Origin of the sequence: Undibacterium sp. GrIS 1.8 (genome assembly GCF_040544445.1) — a bacterium.
In the GTDB taxonomy this organism is placed as follows: domain Bacteria; phylum Pseudomonadota; class Gammaproteobacteria; order Burkholderiales; family Burkholderiaceae_D; genus Undibacterium.
On sequence record NZ_JBEONQ010000036.1, the window covers coordinates 1 to 18,016 of the forward strand.

General features: G+C 48.3%; 14 protein-coding genes. 4 read left to right on the forward strand and 10 right to left on the reverse strand.

What is annotated here, in order from left to right:
* Both AAKU64_RS15965 and AAKU64_RS15970 read left to right on the forward strand, forming a co-directional pair.
* Positions 1-134 (forward strand): efflux RND transporter permease subunit (locus AAKU64_RS15965; protein WP_354362449.1); only part of this gene is annotated, 134 nt, incomplete at its 5' end.
* A 181-nt stretch (positions 135-315) separates the two neighbouring features.
* Positions 316-711 carry a hypothetical protein gene (locus tag AAKU64_RS15970; RefSeq protein ID WP_354331957.1) on the forward strand — a complete coding sequence of 132 codons (396 nt, stop codon included), beginning with the start codon at positions 316-318 and terminating at the stop codon, positions 709-711.
* Positions 712-779: 68 nt separating this feature from the next.
* On the opposite strand, the gene AAKU64_RS15975 is transcribed toward AAKU64_RS15970, so the two are convergent.
* From AAKU64_RS15975 to AAKU64_RS16005, 7 genes are all read right to left on the reverse strand, one after another.
* The gene (locus AAKU64_RS15975; RefSeq protein ID WP_354331955.1) at positions 780-1,163 is read right to left on the reverse strand and encodes a RidA family protein; all 384 of its coding nucleotides are present in this window, start codon (positions 1,161-1,163) and stop codon (positions 780-782) included.
* Positions 1,164-1,250: 87 nt separating this feature from the next.
* On the reverse strand, positions 1,251-2,942 hold the full coding sequence (locus AAKU64_RS15980) for an efflux transporter outer membrane subunit (RefSeq protein ID WP_354362416.1): 1,692 nt from the start codon (positions 2,940-2,942) through the stop codon (positions 1,251-1,253).
* On the reverse strand, positions 2,942-6,037 hold the full coding sequence (locus tag AAKU64_RS15985; protein ID WP_354362417.1) for an efflux RND transporter permease subunit: 3,096 nt from the start codon (positions 6,035-6,037) through the stop codon (positions 2,942-2,944). The genes AAKU64_RS15980 and AAKU64_RS15985 overlap by 1 nt, the downstream gene beginning before the upstream one ends.
* The gene (locus AAKU64_RS15990) at positions 6,030-7,367 is read right to left on the reverse strand and encodes an efflux RND transporter periplasmic adaptor subunit (RefSeq protein WP_354331949.1); all 1,338 of its coding nucleotides are present in this window, start codon (positions 7,365-7,367) and stop codon (positions 6,030-6,032) included. The genes AAKU64_RS15985 and AAKU64_RS15990 overlap by 8 nt, the downstream gene beginning before the upstream one ends.
* 654 nt (positions 7,368-8,021) lie before the next feature.
* Positions 8,022-8,597, reverse strand: a complete 576-nt coding sequence (locus AAKU64_RS15995; RefSeq protein WP_354331947.1) for a hypothetical protein — start codon at positions 8,595-8,597, stop codon at positions 8,022-8,024.
* Positions 8,597-8,947 (reverse strand): autorepressor SdpR family transcription factor, encoded by a 351-nt coding sequence (locus tag AAKU64_RS16000; RefSeq protein ID WP_354331945.1) that lies wholly within the window; start codon positions 8,945-8,947, stop codon positions 8,597-8,599. The genes AAKU64_RS15995 and AAKU64_RS16000 overlap by 1 nt, the downstream gene beginning before the upstream one ends.
* A gap of 185 nt (positions 8,948-9,132) precedes the next feature.
* On the reverse strand, positions 9,133-11,511 hold the full coding sequence (locus AAKU64_RS16005; protein ID WP_354331943.1) for a putative bifunctional diguanylate cyclase/phosphodiesterase: 2,379 nt from the start codon (positions 11,509-11,511) through the stop codon (positions 9,133-9,135).
* Positions 11,512-11,724: 213 nt separating this feature from the next.
* Here AAKU64_RS16005 and AAKU64_RS16010 point away from each other — a divergent pair, with 213 nt between their 5' ends.
* Together AAKU64_RS16010 and AAKU64_RS16015 are read left to right on the forward strand one after the other, a co-directional pair.
* Positions 11,725-12,330, forward strand: a complete 606-nt coding sequence (locus tag AAKU64_RS16010) for a TetR/AcrR family transcriptional regulator (RefSeq protein ID WP_354362418.1) — start codon at positions 11,725-11,727, stop codon at positions 12,328-12,330.
* Positions 12,331-12,461: 131 nt separating this feature from the next.
* Positions 12,462-13,577 (forward strand): alkene reductase, encoded by a 1,116-nt coding sequence (locus AAKU64_RS16015; protein WP_354362419.1) that lies wholly within the window; start codon positions 12,462-12,464, stop codon positions 13,575-13,577.
* A 347-nt stretch (positions 13,578-13,924) separates the two neighbouring features.
* On the opposite strand, the gene AAKU64_RS16020 is transcribed toward AAKU64_RS16015, so the two are convergent.
* The 3 genes from AAKU64_RS16020 to AAKU64_RS16030 all read right to left on the reverse strand — a co-directional run bounded on the left by AAKU64_RS16020 (position 13,925) and on the right by AAKU64_RS16030 (position 18,010).
* The gene (locus AAKU64_RS16020) at positions 13,925-15,250 is read right to left on the reverse strand and encodes a sensor histidine kinase (RefSeq protein ID WP_354362420.1); all 1,326 of its coding nucleotides are present in this window, start codon (positions 15,248-15,250) and stop codon (positions 13,925-13,927) included.
* A gap of 44 nt (positions 15,251-15,294) precedes the next feature.
* Positions 15,295-16,665 (reverse strand): sigma-54-dependent transcriptional regulator, encoded by a 1,371-nt coding sequence (locus AAKU64_RS16025; RefSeq protein WP_354362421.1) that lies wholly within the window; start codon positions 16,663-16,665, stop codon positions 15,295-15,297.
* 109 nt (positions 16,666-16,774) lie between these two features.
* Entirely contained in the window at positions 16,775-18,010 is a 1,236-nt protein-coding gene (locus AAKU64_RS16030) for an ABC transporter permease (RefSeq protein WP_354362422.1), read from the reverse strand.
* Positions 18,011-18,016 lie beyond the last annotated feature (6 nt).

The following is an 18,016-nucleotide window of genomic DNA, read 5'->3' on the forward strand; positions in this document are numbered from 1 at the left end:
TCGGCTCAGAAACCCAACGTCCGTTTGCAGTAGTGATTGTTGGCGGCATTGTCTCAGCAACTTTTTTTACCCTGCTGTTACTGCCGTTGAGCTACCGCTTATTTAAGGATAAAGCGAAGGAAGAAGAGGAGTAAGGGAAAGTAATGACGATCGATGAATTAATTAATACTCCCCATAGGTATATTTTAATTGTCCATACATTATTTGGTCGATATAGGATTTTTATAGAAAATTATGGGGAGTATATTAAATTGATTAGCCAAAATTTGACCAAAAAGTGACTTAACCGTCAATTTATTGACTTAGGAGAATACGATGTCCAAGAAAGAAATCACCATACCAAGATTGATGATCTGCTTGCTGAGTATCTGTGCTGCGCTGGCAATCAGTACGCCAAATGTCTTTAGCCATGAAGCTGATCTGGAACCAGCGGCCAAAGACAATCTTAAGCATGGCTGGGTAACCAATCTCTACGACGCGAAGTCTGATCGCAAAAACTTGCCTGAGTGTCTGGAAAAACTCACGGACTCAGAGCGCGACAATAAGCATTTCGCCAAAATACATTACCAGCATGCACGTCGTGGCTTGAATACCATCGCTGAAGTGCCGGAATCCATGAGCTTAAAATTGGATGATGAAGTCGAGTTAGTGCCAGAGAATTGCGAGAAAGGGAAGTTTGCCCATATCGTTAAAGTCTTGCCTGCTCATTAAACAAGCATCAAAATGTATTGGCGAAATAGTTGGTGATCTCTGACAAAGTCACATCGGCTGTACGCTGTTTACATGATCTGAGCAGCAACGCTCTGAACAGCCGCCGTCATTTCGATCTCTACCTTGTAATCGGGATGAATCAATTTGGCGCCTGTGGTCGAGCGTGCCGGAGCGTGGCCCGGCGCTACCCATGTGTCCCAGGCATCATTCATCGCGGCATAGTCGCCCACTGATGCTAGATAAATTCTGGCGGAAACAATATTCGTTTTATCAGCGCCTACTTTGGCCAGCAGACGATCGATAAAATGCAAAATTTCACGGGTCTGTCCCATTACATCTAAGGAGGTATGCTCCGCGACTTGTCCTGCGATATAAATTAATTTAGCGGCACCAAGATCGACTACGGTCATCTCGCTAAAACGTGATCCCATTTCAAAACGCAGAATTTCCATATCGTCTCATTCTCTTTTTGTTTGCTTATTTTGTTACCGAGGGCAGCGCATTGGCAATGCTATGTTGGCCTTGCTATCCGCGCCTCGCTATTTTGATGCTGCCATGTCTTTAGTCACCGTTGCAGAATTTCTGTTCCACCAGCCGCCACCTAAGGCCTGGAACAATGCAACGGTATCTGTCAAACGCGCCGCCTGCGCCTGTACTAAATTTAACCGGGATTGCTGATACGCTTGCTCGCTGCTCAACACATTTGCGCTACTGATATCGCCTAATGCCAGCTGCCGCTGAACAATCGCCAGACTCTTGGCAGAAGCCCGCTCTGCCCTTTGTGCGGCTTTTAGCGCAATCGCATCTGATTGTATCGCGATCAAGGCATCCGCCACATTTTGGAAAGCAATGATCACAGTCGCGCGGTATTGCGCAGCCGCTTGATCATACGCTGCCTGCGCTGCACCCTGCCGATGTTTTAGCGTACCGCCTTCAAAAATAGGTTGCGTGATATTGCCTGCCAAAGTCCAAAAACCGGTACCCGCTTTAAACAGATCACTGATAGAACTGGCAGCAGAGCCATAGGTATTCACACCCAAACTAATATTCGGCAAACGGTTAGCAACAGCAACACCAATCGCGGCACTGGCGGCATGTAATTGCTCCTCCGCAGCGCGGACATCTGGTCTATGCTCGACCAATGATGCGGGTAGCGTTAGCGGTAACTCAGCTGGCAGTTGCAAGCTGTCTAGCGTGAAGATCGTAGTGGCAAGACCGGACGTATATTCGTTATTAGATTTGTCCTTGGGTCCGCTCTTGGGTTCGCTCTCAAACCCATCCGGCAAGCGCCCGGCAAGCGCACTTAATAAATCTCTTTGCAGGGCTAATTGTTTTTCTAAGGATGGCAACGCCACTTCTGTATTTGCCAGCGCAGCCTCTTGTGCCGCGACATCAATCTGTGCGATTTGTCCCAGCGCATACTGACGTTGAATCATCTTCATCAACTGAGTCTGACTGGCAATAATTTCTTTGGTCGCTGCGATCTGACCACGTAAAGCAGCCTCTTGAATTGCTGCCATCACGACATTAGACGTCAGCGTTAAATAGCTGGCTTCCAACTGAAATCGTTGTGCCTCTGCCTGCGCCTGCAAAGACTCGGTCTGGCGGCGATTACCGCCAAACACGTCTAAGGTATAAGACACGCTGACCTGTGCCGTATGCAAGTTGTAATAGCTGGCGCCGGAGGACGCCGGGCTGGCCAGGGTACCGGCAATTTTCTGTCGTGTTGGCAAATACGACGCTTCGACTGATGGGAACCACGCGCCTTGCTGCGCATAGACATTTTCCATCGCGCCACGCAAAGCGGCCTGCGCTGCTTCTACATTCGGATTTTTTTTAAGACTTGCCGAGACCAAGGTACTTAATGCAGGCGATTGAAATAGCTCCCACCACTGAGCGGGAATATCACTTTGGATAAATTTTTGTGCCTCCAGATTTTTATCTATGCCGCTATCCGGTGGATTTTTCACGCTACCGTTTGATGTAGGAACGGATGCAGTACCAGACATATAAGCCGACGGCAGCATAGTCGCCGGACGCACATAATCAGGCCCTACAGCACAACCAGTTAACAGCAGCAAGCCAGGGATGGGCGTCCAATATGCTCGTATTTTTTTCATTGCATTCTCATTCACAATTTTTGCCACGACGTGCTCTACAACATCAGCAGGTTTTTTAAATAAATTGTGAAACATAGGATGCTTCATCAAGAGCCGGTTCAGATTTTTCATTATCGATTCTGCCTTAATCGCAAACCCCAGGTTTTGCTCTCGAACAGACGTTCCATCGCAAAATAGTAAGTGGGTAGAATAAATAAAGTCAGTAAGGTTGATACGATCAAACCACCGACGACTACGGTTGCCAGTCCACGCTGGACATCCGTACCAACGCCGGTTGCCAGCGCCGCAGGCAGCATGCCAAAGGCAGCGACAGTCGCCGTCATCAAGACCGGGCGCAGGCGCTCGGTTGCACCTGCGATGACAGTATCGTTTAGCGGCAGACCTTGGCCGCGTACACGGCGGAAGTTAGCAACCATGATGATGCCGTTTTGTACCGACACTCCAAACAAGGCAATAAAGCCGACTGCGGTTGCGACGTTTAAAGTCTCACCAGTCACATGCAAGGCAACCAGTCCACCTAAGGTCGCCATTGGCACCACACCCAAGATTAAAATGACCTGACGGATTTTTCCAAACTGGAAGAACAGTAATACGGACATGAGCGCCAATACCACGCCTAAAATAACGATTAGCCTTGCGTGAGCCCGTCGTTCATTCTCAAACTGCCCTGCCCATTCGAGCCGAATTTTCTGTGGATTAATTTTGATCTCGGCATCAATCCTTTGTTGCGCTTCTGCCAGATACGAGGTTAGATCACGTCCACGATTATCGATACGAACGGTGATCTGACGTTCACTCGCCTCATGTGAAATCGTGCTTTCTCCGGTCTTGAGTTTGATGCTGGCAACTTGCGATAAGGCGATCTTTGCGCCGGTTGAGCTGTTTAACGTCAGGCTACCCAAGGACTCAGGATTGTTTTTGCTGGCTTTAGGAAAACGTGCCGTCACATTGTAAATACGATCGCCCACATACACAGATGAGATTGCCGCACCGCCAACTCCGGTCTGTATCAGGGCTGCGATATCTGCTGTGTTAATACCGTAACGTGCAGCCTGTTCTCTATCCACTTTAATCACGACTTGCGGTATCGGCGGCTCCTGGAATAAGGATGCCGAGGCAGTGCCGCGTATCGTCTGCAAAATATCGACAATCTGATTACCGATACGACGATTTTCTCTCAGATCATCACCATACACACGCAAGACTAAAGGGCTGTGCGCACCACCGATCGCGTCATTCACACCGTCAATAATCGGCTGACTGATGCTGATAGAAAATCCCGGCATAGTGGCAAAACGCTGATTCAGACGTTTGATCAGATCGGCCTTGCTACCGCCATTGGGCCACTGATCGTAAGGCTTTAATCCGACGGGTATTTCCATGTGCGATGGCGTCCACGGATCAGTACCATCATCATTGCGACCAAGCTGTGTGACAACGTAAGAAATTTCCGGAAACTCTTTTAAAGTTCTGCGCAAATCACTCGCCATCTCATTAGCTTTGTCGATAGAAATACCGCTTGGTACTTGCACCTGCAGCCATAGCGCTCCCTCATCAATATCAGGTAAAAATTCGCGTCCCGCTGTGGAGCCGAGAATGATGACGCACACCAGCGTCAATGCGCCTATGCCGTAGGCAATCCAGGTATTTTCTAACGAATGACGCAACAGACTGGTATACCTTTGCGTTAGCCAGACTAAGGGGCGGTTATGGAATATTTTGCGCGGTTTGCGCAGGGCGGTAAACGCAAGTCCCGGGATCAATACCAGTGCGCATACTAGAGCACCTAACAAGGCATAAGAAACCGTGTAGGCCATCGGTGTTAACAACTTACCCTCAGCACGCTGGAATGCGAATAAGGGGATGTAGGCAGCGATAATAATCAAGGTCGCAAAAAAAATCGGGCGAGCCACTTGCCCTGTCGTGCGCAAGACATCTTCCTCTGATAATTCAACATCAGGATTTTTCTCCCGACGCAGCAAGATCGCCTCCATAACGACAATCGCGCCATCGACAATAATGCCAAAATCAATCGCGCCGAGCGAGAATAAATTAGCGGGCATTTTGGTCGCCGCCATAATAATAAAAACCGTGACCAGCGCGATCGGAATTGCCACGGCAGCTACAACCGCGCTACGTGGACTACCCAAAAATAAGATCAGTACCAGGCAGACTAAACCTATCCCTTCCAACACGGTATGGCTGACTTTATGCACCGTTAGTTTGACCAGATCATCACGGTCAATGTAGGGCACAATCTTGACACCCATAGGCTCCAGCTTTTTGCGTAGCTGCTCTACTTTTGCATGCACGCCTTGCAAGACCATAGAAGGGTTCTCATATTTAAGCATGAGCACAATGCCTTCTATGGTGTCTGGATTATTGTCTTTACCCAGAATGCCTTCACGTTCCTGATGTCCGTATTGCAGCTTACCAAGATCACGTAGCAGTACCGGAACACCGTTATTTTGCGTGACCACAACCGTCGCCAGATCATCCAGCGAATGCACCTGCCCTATGCCGCGGATGACATAACTTTGTTCGCCACGCGCAATCCGGCCACCGCCTGCATTGGCGCTATTGGCGTTGATCGCCGTGACCACATCATTCAACACCACGTTGTAGCGTTGCAGCTGGGTGGGGTCAAGTTCTAACTGAAATTGTTTGGTAAATCCGCCAAAGTTATTCACATCTGCAATGCCGGGTACCTGCTTAAATCCGGGGATCACGATCCAGCGCTGAATCTCGGATAACTCCATCAGATTTTTGGTATCGGATTCCAGCGTATACCGAAAAATTTCTCCCGCCGGCCCAGAAACCGGCCCCAGACCCGGCTGCACACCAGCGGGTAACGTAACTGATGCAATACGCTCCAACACACGTTGGCGTACGAAATAATCATCTGCGCCATCCTGAAACACAAGAGTGATCAAAGACAATGCGAACGTGCTGCTGGAGCGCATCGTGACTAAGCCTGGCGTATTACTCAGCGCGCGCTCTAGTGGCGTGGTGATTTGTTGCTCTATTTCTTCAGCAGCCAGACCCGGCACTTGGGTAGAAACCTGTACCGTGACATCGCTTAAATCGGGATAGGCTTCGACTGCCATTTTTTGCCATGACACGTAACCATACATCGAAATAACAATCGCCAGCACCCATGCCAGATGACGTCGCCGGAAACATAAAGCGATGAGCTGGTTAATCATTGAGCAGCACTCCACCGCGCACGACCACACGGTCTGTTGCAGTCAAACCGGACAAGATGGTCACCTTGTCATTATCTTCATGACCCAGTTCTACGGTACGACGGACAAACGTCCACGGAGCAACTTCAACAAATACGGTGATGTCGTCATTGTTCATTAACAAAGCCGAGGTTGGGATCGTAATTGGTGTAATAGAGGTCGGCTCTGACGCCTGTACTCGAGGTGCTGACCCGGTTTTTGTAGTTTGCATAGTTTGCGCAGTTTGCGTAAGCAAAATACTAGCCGTTGCAAACATATTCGGCTTGAGCTTGCCATCCTGATTGGCAAAGCTGATGCGCACTTTATTGCGTCTGGTGTCTGGCTCCAGCACGGCACTGACAAAGGCGACCGTGCCATGAAACGTCTGGTTAGGGTAAGCGGGTAAATTAATATCCGCCGACTGTCCCTTAGCGACGGAAGAGACCAATTGTTCTGGCACATTGGCCGTGACCCAAATCTGGTTGAGATTAGCAACGGTCATCAAACTCGCTGTAGCGTCGTTCAGATAGGCGCCACTGCCTACAGTGAGCGTAGTGACCACTCCTGAGATAGGTGCAGTGATGCTGAGTAATCTGGAACTGGCTTTGGTGTGAGTGTTGATGGCAGTAGCATTACCAGTATTGCTGGTATTGCTGGTAATGCTGGTAATGCTGGTATTACCAGCGTTGCTTTGGGGCGTGTTTGTGGAGCCATTCAACACCTTCAGACGTGTTTCAGCACGTCGCGCTTCTGCTTGGGCTTGTACATAATTGCTAGTCGCTTGCTCAAAATCTTTGGCGGCATTACCACCCGCAGCATTCACACCACGCGCGCGCTCCAGCGCTTTGTGCGATAACTCAAGGCCGTCCTGCGCTTTATCAACATCGGCATAGGCTTGTGCCAAATCCGGCGAGCTGATGAGCGCCAGCACCTGCCCTTGTTTAACAACATCGCCCAGCTTTACTTTTAACTCCACCAAACGCCCGGTCAACGGCGGCAAAATATTGACTGTCAACGAAGGGTCCGCCTCCACCGTCGCAGGTACGGTGATGATGTGCGATGGCGCCGACGTCGCCACTGGCAAAACAGCTAGCCGGGATCGCAAAGGTGATTTTGCGGGGACGCTAATTTTATCGCCCTGCCTGACCATCATTTGTTCCTCATCTGATGTTTTGGCAGTTGTTGCACCAGCAGAGGCGGACAATTTGTCAGCGATCAAAACCACCAGCGCAAAGCTACCAAGCATCGCAACAAGCACCGTAAGACGTTGACGATTTTTTGTGATCGTGGAAATAGGATTTATCATTTTCATTGAGGTTTGCCTCATTGTTTATTTACACGACAATGTCAGTGCTGCAGATTTTTGGTCTTAACGACCAGGGGGCTAGTCTGGGTATATTTTTACCGGGAAGAAATCCAGACGGTGATCTGTCTTGGGACTACTTCTCAGATGAGCAAGCAGAGTACGCATAGTTAACAACCAGCCACAATCAATTCAGAACCATTAAGTTTTGAATTGAGCCTTGAATTTGGCCTAGAGTTTATTTGCGGTATTTGACCTGAGAATGACGTCAGAACTCAGGTGTTGCATTTTAACGATGTGTGTCTGAAGAAATACTTAAGAAGTCCTGAATTTTTCTTCAGAATTGATGAAGAGAGAGTGAATGCTATCGCGGAGTCAGGAGGATTTAATCTTAAGAATCCGGGCGGAGATTTGGGTGGAGATTGGAGCAGTGACTAATAATTTAGCGACTCCGTGATTCGTGCGGCGATTCAGACAATCATTACTATGGTGATTCATCAAAATGCCGGGCTAACAAGGTGAATAATAAGATTGATATACAAGCAGAACACTATTGGAAATCAATATACTCTCACTCTGTATATATAAGTCGTCTAATTAAATACTGGACAATAAGGCATATTTTAAAAAAATAGAGGGGAGTATATTAATTTAGCGAGAAAATCAACATCCGCCAGCATTACGTAATGCACGATCTCCGAGGATGCGTACTAGCGCATACATCAGCCCTAAAAATAGTATGAGTGGTGCTGCGATATTTGCGTAGGCTAGCGGCAAAAATAACCAGGACAGCGCATATCCCAAGCCACCAACTACCAAAGCCCAGCCTGCAATCCGGCGCATTGCGAGACCACGTGCTGTGCTTACTTGTTTGGGAATGCTGTTGGCGAAGACGACAACGATGACTCCCATCATTACGCCATTACTCCGCTCGGCAAACTGACTGACTAATCCATCCGCCCATCCCAACGGTATAAGCAAAGCAAGTCCCAGCAGTGAGCCGGCCAGCGCTATAGCCTGAGTAGTTTTGCGACGATTAACTTGGCCTGCCGAACCAACTGCTGCGCCTGTTGGTAACAACTGACGAGCGATCCACGCGATACCGATGATAGCGAGCGCGAGGACATACGGCCAAGGGCGGGCAAGATGGAGGTAGCACAGATAGCCGCTGGCAAAAACTACCCATGTGCTGATGAGGATGGCGAATGCGCGGAGCGGTTGATCGGAGATAGTTTTCATCATTTTCCTTCAGTTTGTGAGGATGGCGATTGAGCATCTGGCACTGCTGCTGATGTTAATGGTGGTGACATTGGTGATGAGTCCGCCTTAAGCTGACTGCCCAGCAGTTGGGCAAACCCAAGCAAGGCTTCCTCCAGTACCGAGAGTTGCAGGCAATACACGATGGTCTTGCCTTGTTTTGAGGAAGCGATCAAATCAGCTTCACGCAAGATAGAAAAATGGGCTGACATGGTGGGTTTGGACACGTCAAAATAGTCCGCTAACTCGCCTGCCGTTTGTGGACCATTGCGTAGTAGCGCCAGTACCTGACGGCGAGTCGGATCGGAGAGGGCTTTAAATATCTGATTCATGTTTTGAAGATTAGCTAATCATCTAAATGAAGTCAAGGACTTATTTAGCCATTGATCTAAATGATGTGTTTAATAAGTTGCGCAGAGGGAACGTGGCAATCAGGAGGAGAAAGTAACCGCTGTGACGAACTAAAAAAGTAATGAGGAAGCCAACTAAGTTAATAGCGAACAGCGTAAATCAACGATCAACAAGCAGCTAAAATTTGACGAGGCATATCGAATTGCTGTGCGAGCAAGGAGTGCATATCGGCGACTTCCAAAGGACGATAATACAAATATCCCTGGAAATAATCACAGCCGATATCTTTCAGGAATTGCTCCTGTTCGAGGTTTTCTACGCCCTCTGCTACTGTCGTACAAGATAAGATGCTGGCTAGCGAGACAATCGCTTTGATGATCATTTCACTTTTTTGATTATTGCCAATCTGCGCAACAAACGAACGATCAATTTTGACGCTGCGGGCGGGGAAATGGCTGAGTTTTGATAAGGAAGAATAGCCAGTACCAAAATCGTCTATCGCAATACCAAAGCCTTTTTCTTTTAGCGCATTTAAATGTTCTACTGCCAGAGATTCGTTCGCGATTAAACCGGTTTCTGTGATTTCAAATTCCAGATATTGGGCTGTCACCGCATACTGGGCACAAGTACGCTCTATCAGTTCCAGTAAGTCGCTACGCGCCACATCAGAGGCGGACAGATTTACCGCCACTACCGGGCTGTCGCCAAATTCATCTAGCCATTGCCGGATTTGTGAGCAGGCGCTATCGAGTACGAAATTGCTGATCTCGCGGATTAAACCAGCGCGCTCTGCAATCGGAATAAATTCAACCGGGGATACATTTCCCAAGCTGGAGGACTGCCAGCGTATCAGCGCCTCTACTCCAGCCAGACTGCCGTCTTGTGTGATCTTGGGTTGATATACCAGTCTGAATTCACGCTGCTTAAGGCCATTAATAATATCGACTTCAATTTCGATACTGCGCCGGATTTCTGATTCGTCCTCATCATCAAATAAGGTCGCACCCGATTCGCTGGAACGGCGCGCGGTGTCTAGCGCCAATTCACTACGGCGTATCAGATCATCGGCTTCGGTCTCGTCTGTTCTGACCAGCGCGATACCTGCTGAAAACTGAACCAGCAAAGTTTCACCATCGATCAAAATCTCTTTAGGCAAGGCATGTCGCACACGCTCGACCAGTTTAATAATATCGCCCGGTGTACTGTATTGCTCGACAACGAAGGAGAAAACAATACTGCGTAAGCGCGCACAAAAACAATCTTGCGGCAGAACAGTGGATAATTCTTCTGCGAAGCGACGCAGTAATTGATCGCCAAAATGTACACCTAATTTTTGATTCGCATGACGGATACTATTCAGGCGAAACGAGACTAATGCAGTCACTTTATCTGGCGTAGGATTTGCCAGAATACGCCGCAAATGCTGGCGCAACATATCGCGGTTAGGTAAATTGGTTAGGGTATCGTGATTGGTCAAAAAGCTCTCACGCTCCTGACTCAGTTGCAAGGCATTGTGCATCGAGTACAAGTGCGAAACATCACGCAGCGCGACGATATAGTTTTCGTTTTTGGTCTGAGAAATATTTTCCATCGAGACCAATTTACCGTCACGCGTCCGGTATGCGGACATACGTAGATTGGCAACCTCTTCATTAGCGATATTATTAATAGCTGAGCTAGACGCAGATGTGTTTACTTTGAGGCGAACACTATTATCTAAAGACAACCAGTCAAATAATTGGCTGCCTCTGGTGTCATTGGTGTCTTTGCTGTCAGTAGCCCCAAGAATAGTAGAGCCATTCGCGGATACCTCCGTCACACATCCCAGTAAAGCATTCGCCAGATTATTCGCTTGCAAAATTGTGCCGTTGGTATCAGTCAATACCAGCGCACTTCCCGCATTTTGAAAAATCTCGTGATACTGTGCATGGCTAACCTCAAGCTCGACACTGGTCTTGCGATGACGGGCAGCAGATGCATCCAGAGCATGTAGGACGCGAAATACTGCCAGCGGCACACAAACATTAAAAAATAGGAATAGCAAAGATTGAACATAGCCATGACTATCTGGCAGCGTGATGTTAATACCAGGAAAATGGAAGATCGGTTGATTATTCAGTAACAGCAAAAACGGCAAGCTATTCACCAACATCAACCCAACTGCCAATCGGGTATTAAAAAATAATCTGGCGATGATGGGTGTGGTGTAGATAAAAATCACACCGAGTTTGGCGATTTCAAATTGATCAATAAAACTGAGCATAGCAAACGCAGCGCCATATACCGTGCCGATTAATACACCCGCACTTAAGGCAACATGGCGCGCTGAATAAAACAGGCCGATACTCAAGGCAAGGTAAAACAAGCCCACAATCCATAAGACGTGATAAGCCCCGACAGCAATCGCTTTGAGCGAACTATCAACGGCTACTATTGCTTCCAACAAAAAACCTGACACCAAAATAATACGCAAAGCGCTTATTTTCCATACGGTGTGCTCTGTTGGATCTAACCCGCTTTCGTTAAGCGAAAGCCAGCGGAACATGGTTGAACATGGGAGACATTAGAGTAATTTTATTTCCACATGGAAATTTAGATTATCGCATAAAATGCTGCGAGGACTCAATTAGCATGCGTCCTTCGGGTTAAACCAACAATAAGTAATACACCTCATTGCGACCACCATATAGTGACTAGGCATGAACTAAAACATCAAATATCTTGACACTAGACGACTGGTCTAATAATATCTTACGTTATGGACAGATCAGATCAATATCAAGATACCCGAGAACGCATACTCGCCATTGGCCAAGAGCTGATCGTGGGGCGTGGCTTTAGTGCGATCGGCTTGAATGAGATTTTGACTCGCGCAGAAGTGCCTAAAGGTTCTTTTTACCACTACTTCCAGTCTAAAGAAGGCTTTGGCGTTGCGTTGCTAGAACGCTACTTTGATGATTATCACGCCTGCTCTGCTTTGTTGTTTTGTAACGAATCGATCAGTTTGCGCGAACGTTTGTTAACTTACTTTGGCAACTGGCGCAAAGTTGCTGACAATAGTCAGTGTCAGGTCATGTGCCTCGCGATAAAACTAGCCGCTGAAGTCGCGGATTTGTCAGAGCCGATGCGTATCGCTTTGAGCAAGGGCATGACGCGCATCATCGAACAAATCGCACAAGTGCTGGAGCAGGCGCAGGCAGAAGGTAGTTTGTCCAAGCAGTTAGATGCCGCACAACTGGCCGAATCTTTATATGGCATGTGGGTTGGAGCGTCGTTATTGACCAAGGTTAACCACGATATCAAGGCAATGGATTTAGCCTATAAACAAACGCAGCAAATGCTACAACCGCTACAAACGCCTTAACAATCAGACTAATGCAATATTAAAGACCAGGTTTTTTAATCCTGATCAAACCGAGACAGGCAATTAATTGCCTTTTATTTTTACTCTAGACTAGACGACTGGTCTATTTTATTTACTCTTAAAGGATACACATGCTTAAGCATTTACTCTCCCCTGTAGCAACCGGCAGCATCCATTTAAATAACCGCGTAGTGATGGCGCCATTGACACGCTCACGTGCAGGACAACCTGGTGACGTACCACGCGCACTGAATGTTGAGTACTACGCACAGCGCGCCACCGCAGGTTTGATCGTCACCGAGGCTAGCCAAATCTCCCGTCAAGGCCAAGGTTACGCCTGGACGCCTGGCATTTATACCGACGCACAACAAGCCGGCTGGAAGCAAGTCGTTGATGCCGTGCATAACAAAGGTGGCCGGATCGCACTGCAACTCTGGCATGTCGGTCGTATTTCACACTCGCTGTTGCAAGAAAACGGCGCAGCGCCGGTGGCACCTTCCGCCATCATCGCGGCCAATAGTCAGTGCTTCGTCGTACAACCAGATGGCACACCTGCTAACGTCCCTACCGAAACGCCACGCGCTTTGTTGTTGGAAGAAATGCCAGGCATCGTTGCGCAATATAGTGCTGCGACAGTACGCGCAAAACAAGCCGGTTTTGATCTGGTGGAAGTTCACGCTGCCAATGGTTATTTGTTACAGCAATTCATGTCGACCAACAGCAATGTCCGTACCGACATCTATGGCGGCTCACTGGAAAATCGCGCACGTCTGACGCTGGAAGCAGTCGATGCAGCGATTGCAGAAATCGGCGCTGACCGCGTAGGTGTTCGCATCTCGCCACACTTCGTCGCACACGGCATTGCTGATACTGAAGCCGAAGAAATGGCATTGTATTTGGCTGCAGCCTTCACCCAGCGTGGCATCGCTTATTTGCATATTGCAGAACCAGACTGGGCAGGCGGTCCGGTGTTGACGGAAGCGTTCCGTAAGCAATTACGTGCTGCATTCAAAGGCACATTGATTTGCTGCGGTGGCTACACCGCCGATGAAGCAGAAGCTTTGATCGCCAGCGGTTTGTCTGACGCCGTTGCATTTGGTCGCCCTTACATCGCCAATCCAGATCTGGTCGCACGATTTGCAGCAGGCGCAGAACTCAATCAGGGTGATCGCACGACCTACTACGGTGGTGAAGAAAAAGGATATACCGATTATCCGACGATGCAAGAAGCGAGAGTGGCGGCATAGATTTGATCGTTGCGCTTCGTTACTAAGTTCGTCATTGAGTTTGGTCACTAAGCTTGATGACTAACTTGATCACTGAGCCTGAAATTTCAATCAGGCTCAGTGGTTGAACATCCGTCAATTTATCGTTCTAGTGCGGGTGGACATCTCGCATCGGTCAGCAAAAGTATCAGCAAAGACGCTGGCTCTCTGCCTGCGCAGGGATGATGAACTGGCGTTTTTTGCCATATCCCTCATAAAATTACTACCCCGGTGTATTTTTTAACGTCCAATGATTCTCTGGACAATACCCTATTTTATTGCTTATACCCCCCCTTATTTCTCTATTTTTATCGCTTACTGCAACCATATTACGCAGGCAATACCAAAGTCACGATCACGCCACCAGCTGGACGCGGACGGTTACGCAGCAAGATGCGACCGCCATGCGCTTCGATAATTTCTCTCGCCAGCGCCAAGCCCAATCCCGTTCCGCTACGCTTGGTCGAATAAAACGGTACCAGCGCGTTTGACATAACGGTATCGATCATTCCATTGCCCTGATCCATGACTTCGATGCGTATCATGCCGTGCAATCGACGCACACCTAAACTGACATGTTCAGGCGCTGATCCTGATTCATGCGCGTTTTTTAACAGGTTGAGTAACGCCTGCTCCATTTGCGCGATATCAAAACTGACCTTCTCATCAGGTAATTCACCGGTCAGGTGGAAATCCATCTGCGACTGCAAGCGAGAAATAAATGGCTGCCACGAGGTCGTTTCTATGCGCGGGGTCGGCAATTTGGCAAAACTCGCATAACCTTGAATAAAGCTTTCCAGGTGGCGGGAACGCTCTTCTATGGTAGATAAAATTTCTGGCAAGCGTTCTGTTTGTCCTCGTCGCAATAACTCTGTGCCAGAGTTGGCGAGTGAGGCAACCGGTGCCAGCGAATTATTCAGTTCATGACTAATGACGCGGATAACTTTTTTCCAGGTCTGGACTTCTTGCCGGCGCAACTCTGCCGTCAGGTGGCGCAACAATAGCAGTTCATGATGCCGTCCGTTCAAACTGAAGTTACGACGTGCCAGGTGATACACCTCCTCCTCGTCATCACCGTTTTGTCTGTTTGCGCCCTCTTTGGCATTGACGGTGAACAAACCGTCGCCACCTTTATCGATGGCCTCGCGCAACGAAGCTGAGAGATGCTTTAACAACGCATCAAGAGTATGGCCTTCTAACTTACGACCCTCGTTGAGCAACTGTCTGGCGGCGATATTCGCAAAAACAATCGGGCCTTTTTCGGCAACCAGCAGCATTGCCACCGGCGTATTTTGTACCATTGTATCCAGCAACAACTCACGCTGAACCAGACTCAGCCGCTGCTCGCGTAATACATCACCCAACGCATTATGGGCATCCACCAAATCCGCCAGCTCATCATGCCGCGGCCAATGCAGTCCAAACGAATAATCTCCGTCCTGATAGCTAATGACGGTACCACTCAGCGCGCGGAATAATGCCAACATCGCTTGCATCTGGCTACGTACCAGCATGACCGTAACCGGCAACATCACCAGTGCGACTAGTAATACTGTCAGACCAAACTCTTTAGGAAAAAAATGCTGCGACGCATAGACCAGAGCAATGCTCATCGTGATTAAAAAAACGGACAGCAAAGTAAATCTGGCTGTCAACGATAAACCTATCTTAGTTTTAGAGTCGTCAGGCCTCACTCAGATCACCCGGCCTTGCTAATACCAAGTCTATCCATGCGCCGGTAGAGCGACTGGCGACTCAAGCCTAACTCCATGGCCGCCTGAGCAATCACGCCGTTTGCCTTACTTAAGGCTTTTTCTATCGTGGCACGATCCAATTCCACCTCTACGCTGACACGCACTTGTGCCGAGTTTGAAATGTCTGACAAGCATGGCAGACCTAAATCACTAGCTTTAAGCTCTGAATCACTGGCAAGCAAACTCGCTCTTTGCATGACATTTTTTAGCTCACGCACGTTGCCGGGCCAGGTATATTGCAGTAACAGCGTACGCGCTGACGGATGTAGCGTTTTAGCAGCGCTTTCACCACGACTTAAGAAATGCATCGCTAAGGGAATGATATCGTCCGGTCTATCTGCCAAGGGCGGTAAATTGAGCTGAATCACGTTCAGGCGGTAATACAAGTCCTCTCTGAAGCTTCCCGCTTTAATCATCGCGGTTAAATCAGCATTGGTCGCACTGATCACTCTGACCTTAACCTGACGCTCTTTGTTAGAACCAAGGCGTTCAAAACGTCCAGTCTCCAACACACGTAATAACTTCATCTGCCCTGCCAGCGGTAAGTTACCAATTTCATCTAAGAATAAGGTACCGCCATCAGCTGCCTCAAACTTACCCTCCCGCGCTTTGATGGCACCGGTATAAGCACCGGCTTCAGCACCGAATAATTCTGCCTCAATCAATTCAGAAGGAAGTGCACCACAATTCAACACAACAAAAGCACCGTCCTTAACACTGGAGTTGGCTTGAATAATTTCGGCAATTCTCTCTTTGCCAGCACCATTCGGCCCTGTGATCAGCACAGATACATCTGAGCGTGCAACCTGACACGCCATGGTCAAGACTCTCTCAGTTGCCGCGTCTTGCCAGACTAAACTGCGCAGATCATATTTTTGCTCCAGCTCGCGTTTATTTTTACGCTCACGCAATACTCGCTGCTGCAAAGCACGATTAGCTTGCCCCAGTTCGATCAGATTTTTTACCGTTGCCATCAGGCGCTGATCGTTCCATGGCTTAGCTAAATAATCCGCCGCACCTGCTTTAATCAAACCGACGGCTGCATCCAGATGCGTCCAGGCGGTGAGCAAAATCACAGGCAAATCAGGATGATGCTGGCGAATCTGATGGAACAAGGCTACGCCCTCTTCACCAGAGGTGGTGTCCGCACTAAAGTTCATATCCTGTATCACTAAATCGACGTTGTTTTTTTCCAGCATCGATAAACCTTGTTCCGGCGATTGCGCGCTGATCGCGGCAATATCGTGCAAAGACAACAGCACCTCCAGTGCGATGGCAATCGAGGGGTTGTCGTCAATGATGAGTACATTAGGCATAGAGAAATTGATTATGGAATATCGGATTAAACCGCATCGTACAACACAAAAAAACAGAACATCACATAAAGTTTTTCCGATACGCCTATAAGATAGGACCGATCACGTTCTAAGCGCCACGTGTCGCCGTAGCAGGTGAAATACTCGCCCCACGCAAAGCAGGCACATACACAGCAGCGACACCCAATATCCAAAACACGCAGGGTGCAAAGAATAAATACTGGAGCGGCAATTTGCTTAACTCAAACTGATTGACCAGTAATTGATTGAGCCCTACTGCGAGCATAGTGCCGAGAACAATTCCGCCGGTCGTAATCAAGATATTTTCGGTAATAAAGTAGCGCAAAATATCGACCTTACGCGCACCCAAAGCCCGGCGCACACCGATTTGCTTGCGACGTTGTGCGACCCACAAAGTACTCATACCGACGATCCCGCTGGCAGTCACCAGCATCAGCAGTACACTTACTGCGATCAGCATCCAGGCCAAAGCCTTATCACTGCGGTAACGCTTAAATCGCTCATTATCTATCGTATCCATTCGAACAATAATTGGCTCTCCGGCTGCTTTAGTCAGTACTGATTCTGCCTCTTTCATTACACGGTCTCTTTGGCCTGCTTCACTGCGAATAAAGTAGGTATTCGATGATCTGACCGTAGTTAAAGGGGCAATAACAGAATCCTCAAACCGTCCTGTACTTTCCGCTTCAGTAGTCTGTAAACTCTCGACGACGCCAATGATTTTCGATTCATCGGAATCATTGCCTGTGCCCCAAAACATGGATTTTCCAATCACATTTGCCTCATTGGGATAGAGTTCTTTGGCTACAGCTTTTGTCACGATCACGACACGCGGTCTTAAATCACTTTGTTCGCGCGGATCATATTCAAGGACGTCATCCGGATTAAAATCACGACCGGAAATCAGTTTTAATCCTAAGGTTTTTACCAAAGAATCAGAGGTATTGTAATTATCAACTGTAGTAGAGGGCAAGGTTTGTAGACGGTCGACAGAAATACTTGAACGACTACCTGAACGCGACATTGGCACCTGCGATGTTTGTGCCACAGAGACTACACCGGGTATCGCACGCAGCAATTGTTTTTCGCGCTGTAATACCGCTTTAAAGTCATCCATTGATTTCCTTTGAAGGCGGCTACTCGTAATATGAAACACACTAGCTTCGTCATTAATACCGCTGGAGCGCACGGATGCTTCTTGCCTCAGCTGGACGATATACATGGCATTGGTCAAAATCGCCAAGCTGATAGCAACCTGTATCGCAACTAACAGCGGTGCTGTTTTATTTCTCAACAACGCAGATAAAATCGGACGGATTTCCATATTGAT

Bases quoted from the DNA above. Each gene is read 5' to 3' on its own strand.
- AAKU64_RS15970 (WP_354331957.1), top strand. From the start codon at position 316: ATGTCCAAGAAAGAAATCACCATACCAAGATTGATGATCTGCTTGCTG.
- AAKU64_RS15975 (WP_354331955.1), bottom strand. From the start codon at position 1,163: ATGGAAATTCTGCGTTTTGAAATGGGATCACGTTTTAGCGAGATGACC.
- AAKU64_RS15980 (WP_354362416.1), bottom strand. From the start codon at position 2,942: ATGAAAAATCTGAACCGGCTCTTGATGAAGCATCCTATGTTTCACAAT.
- AAKU64_RS15985 (WP_354362417.1), bottom strand. From the start codon at position 6,037: ATGATTAACCAGCTCATCGCTTTATGTTTCCGGCGACGTCATCTGGCA.
- AAKU64_RS15990 (WP_354331949.1), bottom strand. From the start codon at position 7,367: ATGAAAATGATAAATCCTATTTCCACGATCACAAAAAATCGTCAACGT.
- AAKU64_RS15995 (WP_354331947.1), bottom strand. From the start codon at position 8,597: ATGAAAACTATCTCCGATCAACCGCTCCGCGCATTCGCCATCCTCATC.
- AAKU64_RS16000 (WP_354331945.1), bottom strand. From the start codon at position 8,947: ATGAATCAGATATTTAAAGCCCTCTCCGATCCGACTCGCCGTCAGGTA.
- AAKU64_RS16005 (WP_354331943.1), bottom strand. From the start codon at position 11,511: ATGTTCCGCTGGCTTTCGCTTAACGAAAGCGGGTTAGATCCAACAGAG.
- AAKU64_RS16010 (WP_354362418.1), top strand. From the start codon at position 11,725: ATGGACAGATCAGATCAATATCAAGATACCCGAGAACGCATACTCGCC.
- AAKU64_RS16015 (WP_354362419.1), top strand. From the start codon at position 12,462: ATGCTTAAGCATTTACTCTCCCCTGTAGCAACCGGCAGCATCCATTTA.
- AAKU64_RS16025 (WP_354362421.1), bottom strand. From the start codon at position 16,665: ATGCCTAATGTACTCATCATTGACGACAACCCCTCGATTGCCATCGCA.
- AAKU64_RS16030 (WP_354362422.1), bottom strand. From the start codon at position 18,010: ATGGAAATCCGTCCGATTTTATCTGCGTTGTTGAGAAATAAAACAGCA.